Origin of the sequence: Tropicibacter sp. S64, from assembly GCF_049803835.1 — a bacterium.
In the GTDB taxonomy this organism is placed as follows: Bacteria; Pseudomonadota; Alphaproteobacteria; order Rhodobacterales; family Rhodobacteraceae; genus Pacificoceanicola.
In genome coordinates this window covers 534,534-552,903 of the sequence record NZ_JBNAGK010000001.1, presented here as the reverse complement: position 1 = coordinate 552,903, position 18,370 = coordinate 534,534, and the positions used below count along the sequence as shown (strand labels likewise).

Annotated in this window: 18 protein-coding genes; 9 read left to right on the top strand and 9 right to left on the bottom strand. The window is 65.7% G+C overall.

The genetic code is table 11. The features are described from left to right. Positions 1-126: 126 nt before the first annotated feature. Genes ACP159_RS02570 through ACP159_RS02560 form a run of 3 tightly spaced genes read right to left on the bottom strand, consistent with a single transcriptional unit; the run spans position 127 to position 2,499 of the window. Entirely contained in the window at positions 127-1,251 is a 1,125-nt protein-coding gene (locus ACP159_RS02570; protein WP_425098054.1) for a CaiB/BaiF CoA transferase family protein, read from the bottom strand. Beyond that, the gene (locus ACP159_RS02565; RefSeq protein WP_425098053.1) at positions 1,248-1,943 is read right to left on the bottom strand and encodes a DsbA family protein; all 696 of its coding nucleotides are present in this window, start codon (positions 1,941-1,943) and stop codon (positions 1,248-1,250) included. Before ACP159_RS02565 ends, ACP159_RS02570 begins: the two co-directional genes overlap by 4 nt. Positions 1,944-1,986: 43 nt before the next feature. After that, positions 1,987-2,499 (bottom strand): DUF721 domain-containing protein, encoded by a 513-nt coding sequence (locus ACP159_RS02560; protein WP_425098052.1) that lies wholly within the window; start codon positions 2,497-2,499, stop codon positions 1,987-1,989. A gap of 87 nt (positions 2,500-2,586) precedes the next feature. Between ACP159_RS02560 and mutY the strand changes: the two genes are divergently transcribed. Continuing rightward, positions 2,587-3,633 (top strand): A/G-specific adenine glycosylase, encoded by a 1,047-nt coding sequence (mutY, locus tag ACP159_RS02555; RefSeq protein WP_425098051.1) that lies wholly within the window; start codon positions 2,587-2,589, stop codon positions 3,631-3,633. 61 nt (positions 3,634-3,694) lie between these two features. Here mutY and ACP159_RS02550 read toward each other — a convergent pair whose 3' ends face one another. Next, positions 3,695-4,738, bottom strand: a complete 1,044-nt coding sequence (locus ACP159_RS02550) for an aldo/keto reductase (protein WP_425098050.1) — start codon at positions 4,736-4,738, stop codon at positions 3,695-3,697. A 112-nt stretch (positions 4,739-4,850) separates the two neighbouring features. Between ACP159_RS02550 and ACP159_RS02545 the strand changes: the two genes are divergently transcribed. Continuing rightward, positions 4,851-5,504 carry an ImuA family protein gene (locus tag ACP159_RS02545; protein ID WP_425098049.1) on the top strand — a complete coding sequence of 218 codons (654 nt, stop codon included), beginning with the start codon at positions 4,851-4,853 and terminating at the stop codon, positions 5,502-5,504. Between the two features lie 210 nt (positions 5,505-5,714). Here ACP159_RS02545 and ACP159_RS02540 read toward each other — a convergent pair whose 3' ends face one another. After that, positions 5,715-6,224, bottom strand: a complete 510-nt coding sequence (locus ACP159_RS02540) for an REP-associated tyrosine transposase (RefSeq protein WP_425098048.1) — start codon at positions 6,222-6,224, stop codon at positions 5,715-5,717. A 126-nt stretch (positions 6,225-6,350) separates the two neighbouring features. On the opposite strand from ACP159_RS02540, the gene ACP159_RS02535 reads away from it, so the two are divergent. Beyond that, on the top strand, positions 6,351-7,586 hold the full coding sequence (locus ACP159_RS02535) for an MFS transporter (RefSeq protein WP_425098047.1): 1,236 nt from the start codon (positions 6,351-6,353) through the stop codon (positions 7,584-7,586). Here the strand turns inward: ACP159_RS02535 and ACP159_RS02530 are convergent. After that, complete coding sequence (locus ACP159_RS02530) at positions 7,583-8,440, bottom strand: helix-turn-helix domain-containing protein (RefSeq protein ID WP_425098046.1); 858 nt, start codon at positions 8,438-8,440, stop codon at positions 7,583-7,585. The genes ACP159_RS02535 and ACP159_RS02530 overlap by 4 nt on opposite strands. A 111-nt stretch (positions 8,441-8,551) precedes the next feature. Here ACP159_RS02530 and ACP159_RS02525 point away from each other — a divergent pair, with 111 nt between their 5' ends. The 5 genes from ACP159_RS02525 to ACP159_RS02505 all read left to right on the top strand — a co-directional run bounded on the left by ACP159_RS02525 (position 8,552) and on the right by ACP159_RS02505 (position 14,853). Further along, positions 8,552-9,475 carry a fatty acid desaturase gene (locus ACP159_RS02525; RefSeq protein WP_425098045.1) on the top strand — a complete coding sequence of 308 codons (924 nt, stop codon included), beginning with the start codon at positions 8,552-8,554 and terminating at the stop codon, positions 9,473-9,475. Between the two features lie 21 nt (positions 9,476-9,496). After that, positions 9,497-10,399, top strand: a complete 903-nt coding sequence (locus ACP159_RS02520; protein ID WP_425098044.1) for an EamA family transporter — start codon at positions 9,497-9,499, stop codon at positions 10,397-10,399. Positions 10,400-10,591: 192 nt separating this feature from the next. Beyond that, positions 10,592-12,616: an FAD-dependent oxidoreductase gene (locus tag ACP159_RS02515; protein ID WP_425098043.1), complete on the top strand. Its 2,025-nt coding sequence runs from the start codon at positions 10,592-10,594 to the stop codon at positions 12,614-12,616. A 148-nt stretch (positions 12,617-12,764) separates the two neighbouring features. Continuing rightward, positions 12,765-14,195, top strand: a complete 1,431-nt coding sequence (gene creD / locus ACP159_RS02510; protein ID WP_425098042.1) for a cell envelope integrity protein CreD — start codon at positions 12,765-12,767, stop codon at positions 14,193-14,195. Positions 14,196-14,292: 97 nt separating this feature from the next. Beyond that, positions 14,293-14,853, top strand: coding sequence for a type 1 glutamine amidotransferase domain-containing protein (locus ACP159_RS02505; RefSeq protein WP_425098041.1), 561 nt, complete (start codon positions 14,293-14,295; stop codon positions 14,851-14,853). Between the two features lie 65 nt (positions 14,854-14,918). On the opposite strand, the gene ACP159_RS02500 is transcribed toward ACP159_RS02505, so the two are convergent. Next, positions 14,919-15,368, bottom strand: a complete 450-nt coding sequence (locus ACP159_RS02500) for a DUF4399 domain-containing protein (protein WP_425098040.1) — start codon at positions 15,366-15,368, stop codon at positions 14,919-14,921. A gap of 184 nt (positions 15,369-15,552) precedes the next feature. Here ACP159_RS02500 and ACP159_RS02495 point away from each other — a divergent pair, with 184 nt between their 5' ends. Continuing rightward, the gene (locus ACP159_RS02495; RefSeq protein WP_425098039.1) at positions 15,553-16,458 is read left to right on the top strand and encodes a LysR family transcriptional regulator; all 906 of its coding nucleotides are present in this window, start codon (positions 15,553-15,555) and stop codon (positions 16,456-16,458) included. Between the two features lie 56 nt (positions 16,459-16,514). On the opposite strand, the gene ACP159_RS02490 is transcribed toward ACP159_RS02495, so the two are convergent. Continuing rightward, positions 16,515-17,141, bottom strand: a complete 627-nt coding sequence (locus ACP159_RS02490) for an OmpA family protein (protein ID WP_425098038.1) — start codon at positions 17,139-17,141, stop codon at positions 16,515-16,517. A 573-nt stretch (positions 17,142-17,714) separates the two neighbouring features. Beyond that, positions 17,715-18,314 (bottom strand): LolA family protein, encoded by a 600-nt coding sequence (locus ACP159_RS02485; protein ID WP_425098037.1) that lies wholly within the window; start codon positions 18,312-18,314, stop codon positions 17,715-17,717. Positions 18,315-18,370 lie beyond the last annotated feature (56 nt).

The window sequence follows — 18,370 nt, the reverse complement described above, 5'->3', positions numbered from 1 at the left end:
TTCCGGTCCTGGCAACCCACGTCCGGGGCCGGGACCTGCCCGGGTCTTCTCTGGTCCCCAAATACCTGGGGGGTCCGGGGGCGAAGCCCCCCGCCTCTCGACCCGGCGCAGCCGGGGCGAAATCCCTCACGGCAATTTCGGAGCCGCCCTGTCCAGAACCAGATCCGCATCGGAGAACCGGAACGGCGCCCGCACCCCCGGCACCCCATCCGGCGCAATCTGCATGCCCCGCGCGATCACCTGCGGGTCAGCGAAGACCTCGGCCATATCGTTGATCGGCCCCGCCGGGATGCCCCGCGACTCGCACCCCGCCAGCAGGTCGGCCTTGGTCCAGCCCCGCGTCGCCTGCATCAGCCGCGCGATCATGACCTCCCGGTTCTGAACCCGGTCGGCATTGGTCAGGAACTCCGGCGCCGTCGCCATCTCGTCGAGACCCAGAAGCCCGCAAAGCCGTTGATATTGTGCATCATTGCCCGTGGCGATGATGATGAACCCGTCGGAGCAGTCGAAGACCTGATAGGGCGTCAGGTTCGGGTGATAATTCCCGGTCCGCCCCGGCGGGGTGCCCGTGGAAAGGTAATTCATCGCCTGGTTGGCGGTGGCCGAAACCGCGCAGTCGAGCAGCGCCATGTCGACATGCTGTCCCCGCCCCGTCACCGAACGCTGATGCACGGCGGCAAGGATGCCCGCGACCGAGTAGAGGCCGGTGAAAAGGTCGGTGACCGCGACGCCCGCGCGTTGCGGTTGGCCGTCGGGGTCGCCGGTGATCGACATCAGGCCCGACATCCCCTGGATGATGTAATCATACCCGGCGCGATGCGCGTAGGGTCCGTCCTGCCCGAAGCCGGTGATCGAGCAATAGATCAGACGCGGGTTCAAGCTTGCGAGGCTGTCGTAATCCAGCCCGTATTTCTTCAGCCCGCCGACCTTGAAGTTCTCGATCAGGATGTCGGCATCCGCGACCAGCGACCGCATCCGCGCCTGCCCTGCCTCGGACGCGAGATCGACCACCTCGGAGCGCTTGCCCCGGTTGCAGGAGTGGAAATAGGCCGCCGAGCGGTCGCCGTCGCGCTCGATGAACGGCGGGCCCCAGTGGCGGGTGTCGTCGCCCTGCGGCGCCTCGATCTTCAGCACGTCCGCACCAAGGTCCGACAGCGTCTGACCGGCCCAGGGGCCGGCCAGGATACGCGCCAGTTCGATGACTTTCAGACCTTCCAGCGGCCCGCGCGTGGCGGCCTTGCCTGCGGTCATTCGCCGAGTTTCTCGTCGAGGATCGCCGAGAAGTCCGCGTAGTTCATGTTCGAGTACTTCTCGCCGTTGATGATGAAGGTCGGCGTCGCGGTCACGTCGTCGGCGGTCGCGTTGGCCTGATACCAGGCGACGAGGTTCTTGAGCTTCTCGCCGTCGGTCAGGCAGGCGTCGAGCTGCTCGCTGCCGATCCCGGCGAGGCGACCGATCTTGCGCAGTTCGTCGGCGATGGCGGCGTCGTTCCCGGCGCGGACCCATTCGCGCTGGCCTTTGTAGATCAGGTCGGCGATGCCGAAGAACTTGGAGCCGTCGCCGCAGCGGGCGATGAGAGAGCCCCACATGCCGTACTTGTCGAAGTAGACTTCGCGGTAGGTGAACTTCACCTTGCCGGTGTCGACATAGTTCTTCTTGATCTGCGGGATCAGGTTGGCCGCCGCGTTGGCGCAATGCGGACAGGTGAAGGAGGCATATTCGATGATCTCCACCGTCGCGTCCGGATTGCCCATGGTCATGTCCGGGATGCCGAATTCGTTCGGCGCCTCGGCACTGGCCGTCTCTGTCGCGTCAGCGGCGGCCGCCGTCGCGGTCTCGGCCTGCGCGGCCATCATGTCGTCGTTGCCGGACTGTGTGCTCCACCAGTAGCCTCCTGCGCCAAGGGCGATGACGGCGACGGCGGGTGCAATGATGCGGTTCATGCGGGGTCCTCTTTCATGGTTTGACCGGGCAGGGTGACCGCGTTCAGCGGCGTTCGCTCTTGGATATGACGTTTGCCCCCAGACGTTCAAGCGCCGCGCGCAGCCCCTCGTCGCCGATCCCGGTGGTGACGGTGCGGGCGCGGGCGGTCTGCTCCTGGGAGGGCACGGACTTGTGTGTCGGTTTCGGGCGATGGTGAAAGTCTGCCTGGCCCTCGGCAAAGCCCGTCGCGGCGGTCTGGGTGATGCGCACGCGCGTGACCGCGTTGTAGCCGTAGACCGCGTTTATCCGGGCGCGCAGCTGTTCCTTCTGCATCTCCAGCATCGGGGCCATGGCGCCGGTGGTAAGCACCGTCAGCGTCGCGCCGAATCCCTTGTGGGCATAGGAGATTTCCACGGGACGCGAGATCCGGGCGATCTCCTCTCCGGCAATCTCGGGCCAGTGGGTCAGCACGCGTGATTGCGCAAAGCCACGCGATTCCGAGGCCTTGCGGATGTTGCCTTCGAGAAGCTTCGCGGTATGGGCAAAGCCGTAGGTGGATGTGTTGCGTCTCGTCATGGTTTGACTCTCCCGGCCGAGGCCTATTCTAGTGCCGCGCGGAGGCGACGTCAGCCCCGGTTTTGGCCTTTCTCAAGGAGATCAAACTTGCGTGAGAGCGCCCGCGCGGAGGATTTGCTGGACTGGTATGACCGCCATGCCCGGGTTTTGCCCTGGCGGGTGGGACCTGCCGCACGGCGGGAGAGGGTCCGACCCGATCCCTATCGGGTGTGGCTGTCGGAGATCATGCTGCAACAGACGACCGTGGCGGCGGTGAAGGCGTATTTCGAGAAGTTCACCCAGCGCTGGCCCACGGTGGTCGATCTGGCAAATGCCGAAGATGCCGATGTCATGGCCGCCTGGGCCGGGCTTGGCTACTACGCGCGGGCGCGGAACCTGCTGAAATGCGCACGGGTGGTGCGCGATGACTTCGGCGGTGTGTTTCCGGACACGCATGAGGCGTTGATCGGCTTGCCCGGGGTCGGGCGCTATACGGCGGCAGCGGTGGCGGCGATCGCCTTCGACCGGGCGGAGGTAGTCGTGGACGGCAACGTCGAGCGGGTGATGGCGCGTCTTTACGACGAGCACACACCGCTGCCCGGGGCGAAGGGAGTGCTGACGGAGTACGCGGCAGGGCTCACGCCCGAGGCACGGCCCGGGGATTACGCGCAGGCGGTGATGGACCTCGGTGCCACGATCTGCACCCCGAAACGGCCGGCCTGCGGGTTGTGCCCGTGGCGTAGGTCCTGCGCGGCCTGGGAGGCCGGGACGGCGGCTGTGCTGCCGAAGAAAGCGCCGAAGAAAGTGAAGCCCGTGCGCTTCGGCATCGCCTATCTCGCGCGGCGGATTGACGGGGCGGTGCTGCTGGAGACGCGGCCGGACAGCGGGTTGCTGGGCGGCATGCTGGGCTGGCCCGGGTCGGACTGGATCGAGGGCGAGCCGGTCGAGTCCCCGCCGATCCGCGCCGAGTGGAAGACTCTGCCGGGCGAGGCGCGGCATACCTTCACGCATTTTCACCTGCGGCTTATGGTGAAGACTGCGCTGGTGCCAATGGACCGCCAGCCGGTGCGGGGCGTGTTCGTCGAGAAAGACGCGTTCTCGCCAAGCGACCTGCCGACGGTGATGCGAAAGGCATTCGATCTGGCGCGGGGGTAGATGTCCCGGATCAAGTCCGGGACTGCAACGCTCATAACGCCCCCTCGGGCCAGAAACCTCGTCAATACGGCATCGGATGCGCCTTGTGTGCCATGTCGATGGCTTCCAGCATGTCGCCGCCAAGGTTCAGGTCAACCGCGCCAAGCAAATGCTCCAGCTGCTCCACCTGCGTCGCCCCGAAGATCGAGGAGGTCACGAAAGGCCGCCGGGCCGACCAGGCCAGCGCCATGTGCACCGGATCGACACCAAACCGCGCGGCAATGTCGAGATAGGCCTGCACCGCGGGAAACACCCGCTCCGACTTGCGCCCGCCGAGATCCCCGTTGACCGACATCCGCGAGCCGTCGGGCACCGCGCCGTTCTGGTACTTGCCGGTCAGCAGCCCCGCGCCAAGCGGCGAGAACGGCAGCAGGCCGACATCCTCGTTGACCATCAGTTCGGCGAGGTCGGTGTCCGCCAGACGGCAGAGCAGTGAGTATTCGTTCTGCACCGAGGCCACGCGCGGCCCGCCCATCTCCTCCGACACCTTGAGCCACATCGCCGTGCCCCAGGTGCTCTCGTTCGAGAGGCCAAAGGCGCGGACGCGGCCTTTCTCCACCTCGCGCTGCATGGCGCCGAGCACGTCGGCCATGTGCTGCAGGGTCTCGGCGCGATCCTGCCCCGACGGATCGTAGCGCCAGTTCTGCCGGAACATGTAGCTGCCCCGGTTGGGCCAGTGCAGCTGGTAGAGGTCGATGTAATCGGTTTTCAGTCGCCTCAGCGAGGCTTCGACGGTCTTCGGGATCACATCCCCGGAGATCGGCTCGCCGTCGCGGATCTTCATGTTGCCCGCGCCGGAGATCTTGGTGGCGAGCACGTAGTCGCCGCGCCGCCCGGTTTTCTCGAACCAGCTGCCGAGGACGCGTTCGCTGTTGCCGACCGTCGCCGCCTCGATGGGGTTGACCGGGTACATCTCGGCGCAGTCGATGAAATTGATGCCCGCATCGAGCGCCATGTCCATCTGCCGGTGCGCCTCCGCCTCCGGGGTTTGGCGGCCGAAGGTCATGGTGCCGAGGCAGAGTTCGGACACCGTGAGTCCGGTGCGGCCGAGCGGGTTCATCTTCATGCGATCTCTCCTGTCCGTGCGTTGTGCGCGACCTTAGCCCCGTCGCCGGGGATGCCAAGGGCATGTGCCGAATCTCTTTCGGAACAAAATGAGAACATGTATCCTGCGCCGCATGAGACCCGCCGACCCGCTCCTCTCCCGCCGTCCACATCGTCCGCCCGAAGCGCTGACGCTCTGGGAGGAGGTGCGCCTGCCGATGGCGCGGGTGCACGAGCTCTGCGGGCGGGCCCGGCGGACGCTGGCGCTGTGGCTGGCAGGGCAGATGACAGGCGATGTCTTCTGGATCGCGCCGGAGCGCGGGCGGGCGGTGGACATGGGCGGGGCGAACGGGCTGAACCCGGACGGCATGGTGCGCTGGGTGCAACCGGGGCGGGTGGTGTTTGTCAGCCCCCGCAACACCGCCGACCTGATGTGGTGCATGGAGGAGGTGCTGCGCAGCGGGGCGGTGCCGCTGGTGGTGCTGGACCTTGCGGAGCCGCCCGCGATGACCCCGGTGCGACGACTGCACCTCGCCGCCGAGACGGGGGCTGCGGTGGGCCTCTGCCAGCCGCTGGGGTTGCTGCTGACGCCGGGGAGCGGCGGGGCGGCGGGGATCGAGACGCGCTGGAGCCTCGATCCGGCGCATCGGGCGGGGCGGGACCTGTGGCGGCTGGAGCGGCTGCGGGCACGGATGCTGCCACCGCAGGGGTGGTGGAGCGATGGCCGTGGGTTGCGAGCGGAGGGTGCGGGGCAAAGCCCCGCCCTACGGGATGTTGCGCAGGTGTGATGGCGGGGCGTCCGGTCAGGCCGAAGCGCGGCGGACCGGGGACGGTGCCCGGCGGATGGGTTGGCCGGGGGTATTTGGACCAAGAAGAAACCGAAGAGGGGTGTTCCGCAGCGGCGTTTCGGTATCCTCCGCGCGCATGGAAACAGTCATATTGATGCCACGGGAGCCGAAACTGCAAAAGGCTCTGAAAGGGGCCACTATCCGACTGCGTCAGGAGGCGCGGATACTCCGTTCCGGCAGGGACTGCACGGCGCCGGCCTCCTTGTGAAAACTGCTGTACGGCCAGTCCTCCGGCCATGTCACCAGACGAGCCTCCACCGGCGCTTTCCGGCAGTACTCGAGGTGCACGCGCAGGTCCTCCGGCCCGCGGATATGATGCTCCCAGAAGCGTTTCTGCCAGATGCCCGCGTCCCCCGTCCGCGGCTCCCGTAGGGCGGGGCTTTGCCCCGCACCCGCGAGGGCGAGGCTGAACCGCCCCTTGATCGCGCCCCAGCGGCGGGAATAGTCGCTGTCCCCCTCCGGCATCCGCCAGACCGCGTGCATCCGGTCGGGCAGGACCACCCAGGCCAGCACCTCCACCGGGCGTTCGCCCAGCGTCCGGCCCACGGCCCAGCGCAGGGTGTCGATTTCATCCACCAACAGGCGGGCGCCGACCCGTGCAAGGCAGACCGTGAAGAAGACCGTGCCCCCGGGCACGCGCAGGCGTCGATACTGGACCATATGCGCAGCCTGCCACAGCTTGGTAAACCAAGGTTGAATCGCAGGACCAATTCCGGCACCGGCAAAACGACACGTCCCGTCGCATAAGGCCGTGACAACCGCGGCTCCGGCTGCAATCTGGAACCCATGCGACTCGTCCTGTCCTTCGCGGCCCTGTTCCTCTCGGTCATCCTGCTCCAGCTTTCCTCCGGAGGGCTTGGCCCGCTCGATGCGCTCTCGGGTTTCGTTCTGGGGTTCACCACGACACAAATCGGTCTCCTCGGCTCGGCGCATTTCCTCGGGTTCTTCCTCGGGTGCTGGTGGGCGCCGCGCCTGATGGGCTCCGTCGGCCATTCGCGAGGCTTCGCCGCCTTCACGGCGCTCGGCATCATCGGCATCCTCGGCCACAGCCTGACCGACAGCGCCTTCGCCTGGGCGCTCCTGCGCATCGGGCAGGGCATGTGCATCGCGGGGTGTTACACGGTGATCGAAGCCTGGCTTCAATCCAAGGTCACCAACGAAACGCGCGGGCGGGCGATGGGCGCTTACCGGGTCGCCGACATCAGCGCCTCGCTTGTCGCACAGCTGATGATTTCCGTTCTGGAACCGGCGCACTACGCCTCTTACACGGTGCTCGCCGTGCTCTGCGCGGCGTCGCTTCTGCCGCTGACCCTGACACGGCTCGACCAGCCGGAGGTCCCCGCCGCGCCGCGGCTCAATCCCGGACTTGCCTGGCATCGCTCCCCGCTGGCGGTTGCAGGCGTGCTCGTTTCCGCGCTCTCCGGCGCGTCCTTCCGCATGGTCGGGCCGATCTACGGTACGGAGGTGGGCCTCGCCACGTCGCAGATCGCCGTCTTCCTCGCGGCCTATGTCGCGGGCGGGGCCGTCTCGCAGCTGCCGGTGGGCTGGCTTGCCGACAAGTTCGACCGACGCACCGTGCTGATCTGGCTCTCCGTCGCCTCCGTGGCCAGCTGCACCCTGACCGCCACGGTGCAGGGTCTACCCACCGCCGGGATCATGCTGACCGCCGCCGTCTTCGGCCTGTTCACCTTCCCGATCTATTCGGTCTCCGCCGCCCACGCGCACGACTTCGCCGAGACCCATGAGCGGGTCGAACTCTCCGCCGCATTGATGTTCTGGTACGCTGTGGGGGCCATCGCCGCGCCTTGGATCGCTTCGGCCCTGATCCAGTCGTTCGGCCCGCCCGCGCTGTTCACGCTGATTGCGGTCGGCCATGTCGGCCTGATCGTCTTCGGCATCATCCGCATGCGCGTCCGTCCGACGGCAGAGGACCGCACGCCCTATATCTACGCGCCGCGCACCTCGTTCACCGTCGGCCGCCTGCTCTCGCGCTTCCGGGACAGCGAGACAGGGAGCCGCTAGAGCATCCGCGACAGCGCCGCGATATGCTCCGGCACCGCACGCGACCCCACACCCGCTTCCTTCACGAGGTGGTCGAAATGCCCGGTGAACATACCGATCCGCCCGGTGTCCCGAAAGGCGAGGTAATTCTGCCCGATGTAGATCACCGCCAGCAGCGGCCCGAACAGCGTGATCGGCGCGGAATAGAGCCTGCGGGCATCGAAGAGGTGCATCCTGAGGCGCGGGTAAAGCCCCTCCGCAAGGTCGAGCATGTGGCCCAGCTGCGCTTTGCGGACATCGCGGCTCAGCCCCGAATAGTACCCCTCCCCGCGCGTGAAACTGTCCAGCTCATGCAGCGGCATAGCGATCTCGTAATCCGAGCGCGACACCCGCATCCACTCGATCCGGTCGCTGGCGGCGTTGATCGCCTGTTCCGTCGTGCGCCCGAGGTGCGGGCCGTATTCCCATTCCAGCACGGCGCGGGTCTTCAGCATGTCGGGCAGGCCCGCCGGTACATGCCGGATCTTGTAGCCCTCAGCCTCGCGGTGCCAGTCGAAGATCTGCTCGTCGATCAGGGCTCGCGGTGCCTGCGACACCGTCATCTGCGAGGCCAGCAGCACCGCCGCGCTCTCCGGTCGGTCCGACAACCCGAGCAACCAGTCACAGGACACATCCAGCGCCTCGGCGCAGGCGCCGACCAGATGCGCGTTCGGCAACCGGGCGCCGTCGTCTTTCAGGAGTTGCGAAATGGTGGACCGGTCCACACGGATGCGCCGCGCCAGTTCGGTCTGGCTCAAACCGGCCTGCGTCATGGCCTGCGCCATGCGGCTGCGCAGCAACCGCGCCCGGTCTCGCTTGTCGATGATACTCCTCATCCTGTGAGAAATATCACATTCCGAGACTTTTGTTAATCAGAAGCGGAATTCCCGCGATCATCACAAAAGCGTTACATGAGGGGGAACCGCTTCCTATTCTGGAGCTTGCCCGTGCGCGACAGGATCTCACCCCGGATCATCCAGAGATTGCGAACCCTCGAATGGCCAACCCTTGGTCTTCTTTTGCTCTGCTATGCGCTTTGGCTCCTTGGGGTCACATATGCCGCCGCGCTCTGGCTCCCGCTCGGCATGCTCTGCGTCACGCTCGCCGCCGCGCTGCATTCCTCCCTGACCCACGAGATGCTGCACGGCCACCCGTTCCGCTCCCGCTTCTGGAACGCCTTGCTCGTCTTCCCGGCCCTGTCGCTGGTCGTGCCCTATCTGCGGTTCAAGGACACCCACCTCGCCCACCACCGGGACTCGATCCTGACCGACCCCTACGACGATCCGGAAAGCAATTACCTCGACCCGAAAGTCTGGGCGACATTGCCAAACTGGCGCAAGCGGCTGGCCCGGGTGAACAACACGCTCGCCGGGCGCATGGTGCTCGGACCAGCCATCGGCACCTGGGCCTTCCTTGCCAGCGATCTGGAGGCCCTGAAAGACGGGAACCGCCGCGTCTGGCTCGGCTGGCTCCTGCATATTCCTGCGGTTGCCATGGTCTTCTGGCTCTGGGCCGTGTTGTCACCCATGCCGCTCTGGGCCTTCCTGACGGCCAGCTACGCCGCCCTGTCCATCCTGAAGATCCGCACCTTCCTCGAACATCAGGCGCATGAGCAGGCGCGCGGCCGCACCGTCATCATCGAAGACCGCGGCCCGCTGGCGCTGATCTTCCTCAACAACAACCTCCACGTCGTCCACCACATGCACGCCGCCGTGCCATGGTATCGCCTGCCGGTGCTGTACCGGAAAAACCGTGCGCGGTATCTGAGCCGCAACGAGGGCTACCGGTATCGCAGCTACGCCGAGATCTTTCGCCGCTATTTCTGGCGGGCCAAGGACCCGGTGCCGCATCCGCTCTGGCCAAAGCCGTAAACCCCCGCCATAGCTTGCGGCATGGAACTCTGGATCATCGCCACGCTCTCGGCGGCCACCTTTCAGACCGTGCGCTTCATGCTGCAAAAGATGCTGGCCGGGGGCACGCTCTCGGCCACCGGCAGCACCTTCGCCCGCTTCGCCTACGCGTCGCCCGCCGCGATGGTGGTCACATCGGGCTACCTGCTGTGGTCCGGCCAGCCCATCCCACCCCTCGACTGGACCTTCTGGGGCTGGGCGGCCTTCGGCGGTCTCGGCCAGATCCTCGCCACCGTCCTCGTCGTCCTGACCTTCGCCGAACGCAATTTCGCCGTCGGCATCACGCTGAAAAAAACCGAAGTGCTGCAAACCGCCCTCGTCGGCCTGCTGCTGCTTGGCGAACACATTTCGCTCGGTGGCTGGCTCGCCATTGCCATCGGTCTCGCCGGGGTGCTGATGCTCTCGCAAACCCCCGACAGCCCGGACGCCTTCTGGAAGGGCCTGAGAAGCCGCGCCGTCCTCCTCGGCCTCGGCTCCGGCTTCTTCTTTGCGATCGCGGGCGTCGGCTACCGCGCCGCCACGCTGGAAATCCCGTCGGAAGACCCGATCCTCCGCGCCGCCATCAGCCTCGTCTGCGTCACCGCCATGCAGGCCCTCGCCATGGCGCTCTGGCTCCACCGCCGCGAACCGGGCCAGATCGCAAAAGCCTGGGGCGCCCGCAAGACTGCCGTCTGGCTCGGCCTCACCTCCATGGCCGGAACCCTCTCATGGTTCACCGCCTTCACCCTCCAAACCGCCGCCTACGTCTACGCCCTCGGTCAAGTCGAACTCCTGCTCTCCCTCGCGGCCTCGGTCCTGTTTTTCCACGAGACCGTGACAAAGCGCGAACTCACCGGCATCGCCCTTCTGACCACCTCCATCCTCGCGCTCATCCTCGTTACCTGACCCCAACCGCCCCTGTTTCTTCTCTTTGCAAATACTCGGGGGCTCCGGGGGCAAAGCCCCCGATAGAAAATTTTGTCCCGGCAAAATTTTCGCCCAGCCCCGCCCGCACCTCCCGTGACGCAGCGTTGCACAGTGACAGCCGCGGCCGCATGCTGTGTTCTGCGCACAGCCACGGCCAACGGGAGGTCCGCCATGTCCACATTCCCCCATATGCTCGCCCCGCTCGACCTCGGGTTCACCACGCTGAAGAACCGCGTGCTCATGGGCTCGATGCATACGAACCTTGAAGAAACCGGGAACTGGGACCGCGTCGCGGAATTCTACGCCACCCGCGCCCGCGGCGGCGTCGGACTGATGGTCACCGGTGGCATGGCCCCGAACCGGGAGGGCGGCGTTTTCCCCGGAGCGGCAGGGCTCTTCACCGACAAGGACATCGCCAACCACCGCCTGATCACGACGCGCGTGCATGAGGCGGGTGGCAAGATCGCCATGCAGATCCTGCACGCGGGCCGCTATGCCTATGGCCCCGACTGCGTCGCTCCCTCCGCCATCAAGTCCCCGATCTCCCCTTTCCCGCCCAAGGAACTCGACGAGGACGGCATCGAGAAGCAGATCGCCGACATCGCCACCGCCGCCGTCCGCGCGAAGGAAGCCGGGTATGATGGCGTCGAGGTTATGGGCTCCGAGGGCTATTTCCTCAACCAGTTCATCGTCACGCATACCAACAAACGCACGGACCGCTGGGGCGGCTCCTACGAGAACCGCATCCGCCTGCCGCTGGAGGTGGTCCGCCGCGTCCGCGCCGCCGTCGGGCCAGAGTTCATCGTCATCTACCGCCTGTCGATGATCGACCTGGTCCCGAACGGCTCGACCTTCGAGGAAGTCGTGCAACTCGCGCGGGAGGTCGAAAAGGCGGGTGCCACGATCATCAATACCGGCATCGGCTGGCACGAGGCGCGTGTGCCGACCATTGCCACCTCGGTCCCCCGCGCCGCTTTTGCGTGGGTGACGAAGAAGCTCATGGGAAAGGTCGGCATCCCCGTCATCACCTCGAACCGCATCAACACGCCGGAGGTTGCCGAGGAGGTCCTCTCCACCGGCTGCGCCGACATGGTCTCCCTCGCCCGTCCCTTCCTCGCCGACCCGGATTTCGTCAACAAGGCGGCAAACGGCAAGGCGGCGCAGATCGCACCCTGTATCGCCTGCAATCAGGCCTGCCTCGATCACACCTTCTCCGGCAAGGTCTCAAGCTGCCTCGTCAACCCCCGCGCCTGCTACGAGACCGAGATCGTCCTGACCCCGGCTGACAAGCCGAAGACCATCGCCGTGGTCGGCGCCGGTCCCGCGGGCCTTTCCACCGCCATCGCCGCGGCGGAGCGCGGGCACAACGTCACGCTCTACGATCGCGACACGGAAATCGGCGGCCAGCTCAACATGGCCAAACAGGTGCCGGGCAAGGAGGAATTCCACGGGCTGGTGGACTACTTCCGCACCATGCTCGACGCCACCGGCGTGACCCTCCAACTCGGCACCGAAGCCACCGCAGAAACCCTGCAAGGCTTCGACGAGGTCATCATCGCCACCGGCGTCACCCCGCGCGACCCGGCCATCCCGGGGCAGGACCACCCCAAGGTCCTCGGCTACATCGACGTGCTGAAAGGCAAGGCCCCGGTCGGCAAGTCCGTCGCCGTCATCGGCGCGGGCGGCATCGGTTTCGACGTGGCGGAGTTTCTTGTCACCGAAGACAGTCCGACGGTGAACCTGCCCGACTGGCTGCGCGAATGGGGCGTCACCGACCCGTCCGAGCATCGCTCCGGCCTCGCCCCCGAAGGACCGCAACCGGACAAACCGGCCCGCAAGGTCACGCTGCTCCAGCGCAAGGCCGAACGCCCCGGCAAGCGCCTCGGCAAGACCACCGGCTGGATTCACCGCGCCACGCTCCAGATGAAAGGCGTGGAGATGAAGGCCGGCGTCAATTACGAGCGCATCGACGATGCAGGCCTGCACATCTCCTACGGCGAGGCCCGCGAACGGCCCGAAGTCATCCCCTGCGACACTGTCGTGCTCTGCGCCGGGCAACTCTCCAACCGTTCCCTCGCCGACGCGCTTGAAGCCAAAGGCATCCCCTGCCACATCATCGGCGGTGCGGATGTCGCGGCGGAACTCGACGCCAAACGGGCCATCGACCAAGGCACCCGCCTCGCCGCAACGCTCTGACCACGGGACGGCGGGCGGGGCGATGTTCGCCTGAACAGGCGGACGAGCGGCGTCCGTCGTCCTGCACGACCTCTGCACACCCGCTGCGGCGGGATTGCTCCCCGGGCCCCTATCGCTCAAGGTCAGTCCAACGAGCGAGGGTTGCCCCATGAGTACCGTTTCAAAATCCCCCGGCCGCCGCTTCATCGGCGTCGGTTTTCTTGTCCTTCTGATGTTCATCCCGATGTTCTTCGCCGCCGAGGTCATTCAGGACCGCCGCGCCTATTCGCAGAGCACTCTCTATGCAGTCAGCGAGGAATGGGGCGGCGAGCAGACCCTCTCCGGCCCGCAACTGGTGATCCCGGTGGAGGAAACCGTCACACAGGTCTCCTCCCGCCCCCGGGTCGACCCGGACACCGGCGTTGTCATGGTCGACCCGGACACCGACAAGGAGGTCTTCGAGCGCTTCGAGGAGACCATCACCCGCCGGTCCGCGCCGGTCTACCTCTTTCCCGAAACCTTCAACGCCGGATTCACCACCCGCACCGAGATCCGCAGCCGAGGCATTTTCAACGTGCCGGTGTACCGGGCGGACAGCGTGCTGACCTTCGATTTCGCCCCGGAGGCGGCGGAAGGCCAGATCGCGCAGAACGAGCGGCTCTTGTGGGAGGAGGCCGAAGTGCGGCTCGGCCTGAGCAGCAACCGAGCCCTGCGCGGGGCGGCGGCTTTGAGTGTGGACGGCAATGACGTACCGTTGGAACCGCAGACCGAGAGGCAGGGCATTCGCGCCGTGGTTGGCGACCCGCTCGGGTCGCAGGACTACCGCCTGACACTGGAATTCAACGGCGCACAGTCACTCTACGTCGCCCCGGTGGGTCGCGAGAGCATCGTGCACCTGCAAAGCGACTGGCCACATCCCTCCTTCGGCGGCGCCTTCCTCCCTGACACCTCCGACATCAGCGATGACGGCTTCTCCGCCGACTGGCGCATCCCGCATCTGGCCCGCGCCCTGCCGCAGGTTTCGCGCGAGGATCATGACACCACCGCCCGGCAAACCGCCTTTGGCCTGCGCTACATCGAACTCAACGACTTCTACCAGAAGGCCTGGCGGGCCGCCCGTTATGGCGTGCTGTTCATCGCGCTGACGTTCCTGACGATCCTGCTGATCGAACGCGGCACCGGACGGACCGCCCATGCTGTGCAATACATCCTTGTCGGCCTCGTGCAGACGGTCTTTGTCCTCCTGATGGTCAGCTACGCCGAACACCTCGGTTTCGCCCTCGCCTACGCCCTCTCCGCGGGCGCGGTGATCGCGCTCCTGACCCTCTTCGGCGTGATCGGCCTGAAACTCGGAAAGCGGGCGCTGGTCCTCGGCAGTGCGCTCACGGTGGTCTACGCGGTGCTCTACTTCATCCTGCAATCGGCGGACTATGCCCTTCTTGCCGGATCCACCCTCGCCTTTCTCGCTCTCGCGGTCACGATGATCCTGACCCGCAATGAGGATTGGCACGGTCCGGAAGGCGACCGCCGCCCCGGCTTTCTTGCCCGTGCCCTGCGGGGGGCCAATCCGACGGTCCAGGCGCCACAAAAACCGGAGTGATCCTGCGTCACGTCCCGTCAGGCCGCGCCTTGTGATGGAACAGGGCGCGGCTTCCCGGGTTGGTCTCCCAAGTCACACATGTGAAAGGAGACACATCATGCCGAGCATCGACTCTGCCAAGATCCTCATCATTTCCACCCACGGTTTCGAGCAGTCGGAACTGGAATTCCCCCGCGACCAGCTCCGAGCCAAGGGCGCGACGGTCCATGTCGCCACGCTTGACGGCAAGGCGATCAAGGGCTGGGACGGCGGCGACTGGGGCCGGGAGGCCGAGGCCGATCTGAAGATCGCCGACGCCAAATGCGCCGACTATGACGCCCTCGTCATTCCCGGCGGCCAGATCAACCCGGACCTGCTGCGCGTCGAGGACGCGGTGCTGTCGCTTGCCAAGGACTTTGAAACGTCCGGCAAGGTCATTGCCGCCGTCTGCCACGCGCCTTGGGTGCTGGTGGAGGCCGGTATCGCAAAGGGCCGGACGATGACGTCCTATCACTCGATCAAGACCGACGTGATCAACGCCGGGGCGCATTGGGTCGATCAGGAAGTCGCAACCGACAAGGGTATCGTGACCTCCCGCAACCCGGGCGATCTCAAGGCATTCGTGTCGAAGATCGTCGAGGAGATCGAGGAAGGCAAACACGACCGCAAAGCGGCCTGAGCCAACCTGCGCCTGCCATGAAAGAGCGGTGCGCCCACCCCGGGCGCACCGCTTTCTCTTGCTCGTTATTCCACGGTCACCGTGATCTGCTGCGACATCACCGGCATGCTGTGCGGCACATGCCCGGCATCGCCAAGCACCAGCTGCAACGTATGCTGTCCCGGCGCCAGATCGAGCGTCACCTCCGTCTGACCGCCACCGAAGTGTTTGTGGTGATCGTCCGCGGGCAGGCCGTTCATCATTTCGTCCATGCCATCCTCCCCCTCGCCGAACGGCGCGCGGTCGATCAGCAGGTGATGGTGGCCGGTGTTCTCCTTCTCTGTACCGGCGGGCGCGACGCCCATTCCCTTGAGGCCGAAGACAACCGTGACCGGAGACGAGACCGTGTCCCCATCCGCGATATTGACGAAATAGACCGATGCGCCCTCCGGCGAAGGCGTCTCGCCGCCTTGCTGCGCCAAGGCCACGGACCCCGCGACGGCCAGAGCCGCTGCAATCAGAACCCGAATCGACATGTTGAAATCCTCCCTGTTGCGTGTCCGCAAGGCGTAGCACATTCCGCGGCATACGCCCGCCTTCCCGCGTTTCCGGCCCTGCAACAAGGGGCCTAATACCCCGCAATTGTCGCGGCCCCGCCCAAGTTCAGCCGCAGTTGGGCGGCAAAAAAACGGAATACGGAACGCAGAAAGAGAGCCGAGCATGGACCGACTCACGGAAATGGAAGCCTTCGCAACGGTCGTCGATCAGGGGGGGTTCACCGACGCCGCGAAGAAGATGGGGATCTCGAAATCCGCCGTCTCGAAGCACGTGTCGTCCCTTGAGGCGCGTCTCGGTGCCCGTCTGCTCAACCGCACGACCCGCCGCGTCTCGCCCACGGAGATCGGCCTTGCCTACTATGACCGCGCCCGCCGCGTTCTGAACGATGCCGGGGAGGCCGACGCGCTGGTCACCTCCATGCAATCCGCGCCCTCGGGCCTCTTGCGCATTTCCGTGGCGACGGATTTCGGCGTGAACCACCTGTCGCCGGTTCTGGGCGACTTCCTCGCGGAATTCCCGGACATCACCGTCAACATGGTATTGAACAACCGCTACGTCGAACTGATCTCCGAAGGCTTCGACATGGCGATCCGCATCGGCGAGCTGGAGGACAGCACCCTGCGCGCCCGCAAGCTGACCGAAACGACGAAGCGCATGATTGCCTCGCCGAAGTATTTCGAGCAGTTCGGCCGACCGCAGCGGATCGACGACCTCAACGAGCACAAGCTCCTGCATTATTCCAACCAGGCCTCCGGCAACGTCTGGAAGATTACCGCCCCCTCCGGCGAAAAGCGTCAGGTGCGCACGGCGGGCTGGCTCACGGTGAATGACGGGCAATCGCTGCTCAATGCCTGCACCGCCGGTCTCGGCATCGCCTACCTGCCCTCCTACCTCTACCACGATGCCATGGAAGCGGGCCTTGTCGAGGAGGTCATCCCGGACCTGCCGGTAGAAACACAGGGCATCTACGCCGTCTACCCGCCGGGCCGCTTCACCCAGCCGAAGGTCCGTGCCTTCATCGACTTCCTCGTGCATGCCTTTGCCGACAAGGGACCGAACGGCTGGTAAGCCAGATGAGACCGAAGGACCAGAGAAACCCCGGCAACGTCCGGGGTTTTCGTTATTCAGTTGGCCAGCGCCAAAGTTTCGCCGTGAAGCGAGACCTCGAACTCCACCCGCCTGTCCACCACGTCGAAATGCAGGCAGGATTCCGGATGGCCATCGAGGTGGGAGCGCGCGTGCAGACGGGTTCCTGAAAAACCGACGTGCGCCATCACCGTCTGCACCGCCTTTGCCCGCGCCAGGCTCAGCGCCCGGTTCGCCACGGCATCCCCCGCCGGATCGGCAAAGCCGAGAACGGTCACGTGAACATCCGGACAGAGCCTCACCGCCGCCGCCAGCACCTCCACCGCCTCCTTCGCCCCCGGCGCGACCTCGGCGGAGCCATAGCTGAAATACACCCGTGTCCGTGCCGCCAGCGTTGTCACCAAAGCGGCACAGGCAGACAGAGGCGCGTGCTGCCTGTCCGGCTGAACCCCGGGCAACCCGGGAAACCGGCTCTTGCCCTCGTCCGACCCGATCCGTTTCTCCGGCAAACGCCCGAAATCCGGGCGCAGCACCGCTTCATGCGGAGTCTGCGCCCGGTCCAGCGGTCCCCCCACCGCGCGGGCCACGATGTCGTCCCCCGGACCGTCGCCCGCGTCGGCCGCCGCCTCTGCTCGGGTTTCCGCAGGCGGCCAGACCGGACCCATGTCCAAAGTCGGCGCTGCCTCGCCTGCAAGGCTCCCACCCTTGCCCAAGCCGAATTCTTCAACCCCGGGCCGCTGAGCCGGCCGGGAAACAATTGCAAAGTCAGGCGCATGAGGAACTTTGCCAGCCACACCCACGTCTTGCGCCTCGGTCCGGTGAAACATACCCTCTGCGGTTGCCCTGCCCGTTTCCGGAAACTGGAGCGCAACGTAAACCGAAACCGCCACCCCCAATCCGGAAACCAGCCACCCCACCGCCATCACCAACGGAAAACCAGCCCGCACGCGCATTCTGCTCCTACCAGATTCACCTCTGAATTCCGGGCGCTACCGCCCTGTTCTTGCTTGTCAGAAAGACATATCACGACCCGAATGTTTCCCAAACGTAAACAGTCAGCTTCTACCCTTCTGATACAAAAAAGGCCCGATCCGCAGGGGACCAGGCCTCGTTTTGTTAACCCGGATTAACAGGCCGTTTACCGAGGTAAACAATTTGAAATCCTTGGTGGCGGGACGGAATTAACCTTCAACCCATGGAGTCGCAACCCGCGTGTTCGCGCGCGAAACATTTCCGAATCACCGCAGCTTTTTCAGCTCCGGGTCGATGTAGAACATCTGGTTCGAGAGGGTCTTCGTCTGCAGGTCACCCAGGACAACCGTCGTCTGATTGCCGTCGCCGTCCGTGATGATCCACTGGCGGAGCTGCACCGGATTGCCGGTGAACTTCAACTGGATGGTGCCGTACTCAGGCCGCTTCGGATCCTGCGCGGTCACGGTGGTCGCAGTGCCGTCGAAGGTATGACCTGTCACCATGCCCGCCTTCGTCAGGTCGACATTGCGGTCGAGGATGATCGACAAGGGCGTCTGGTTCAGCGGATAGGTCTCCGGCTGCGCGTTCAGCTTGCGGTCGAGGATATAGACCGACCCGGCGGACGCCAGCACCAACGCCCGTTCCGGCGGGTTGTAATCAAAGCGCACCTTGCCCGGCCGCTTGATGGCGATGGTGCCGGTGGAAATGGTGCCGTCGCCGTTGATCTGGGTAAAGCTGCCCTCGGCGGATTTGATCGTGTTGAGATACTGCGAGATCGCGCCCAGCGACAACTGCTGCGCACTGGCGGGGGCGGCGACAAGGGTCGCCATGGCCAGGATGCCTGCGGTGAATGCTCTGCGGTCCATACTCGTTCCTTCCTGATCGGGATGCGGCACATATGGCACCGCGACGCGCGTTATGC